Source organism: uncultured Aliiroseovarius sp. (genome assembly GCF_947492455.1).
Lineage (GTDB): Bacteria > Pseudomonadota > Alphaproteobacteria > Rhodobacterales > Rhodobacteraceae > Aliiroseovarius.
Genome location: NZ_CANLNB010000011.1, coordinates 1 through 431 on the forward strand (window position 1 = coordinate 1; position 431 = coordinate 431).

Annotated in this window: 1 protein-coding gene; it reads right to left on the reverse strand. The window is 65.7% G+C overall.

The genetic code is table 11. The features are described from left to right. Positions 1-431, reverse strand: a 431-nt coding sequence (locus Q0677_RS15065) for a thiamine pyrophosphate-dependent enzyme (RefSeq protein ID WP_298911398.1), incomplete at both ends; no start/stop codon positions are given.

A 431-nucleotide genomic window follows, 5' to 3' on the forward strand; every position in this document is an offset into this window, starting at 1 on the left:
CCCCACTGGTAGTTGCGGAAGACCACTTGGGTCACGGCGGGCCATTCCTCGCGGCCGATGGCGGTCAGCTCGGTCACTGCGATGCCGAAGGCACCGTCGCCCGAGAAGCCTACAACCGGCACGTCCGGGCAGCCGATCTTGGCGCCAACAACAGCCGGCAGACCATAGCCACAGGGACCAAACAGGCCGGGGGCGAGGTACTTTCGGCCTTCCTCGAACGAGGGATAGGCGTTGCCGATGGCGCAGTTGTTGCCGATATCGGACGAGATGATCGCCTCTTTCGGCAGCGCCTGCTGGATCGCGCGCCATGCCATGCGGGGGCTCATCCAGTCGGGCTTGTCCGCACGGGCGCGTTCGTTCCAGGTGGTGCCGGGATCGTCGTCCTCGTGGGTCATCTCGGTCAGCTGCTGGGCCCAGGCCGATTTCTTCTG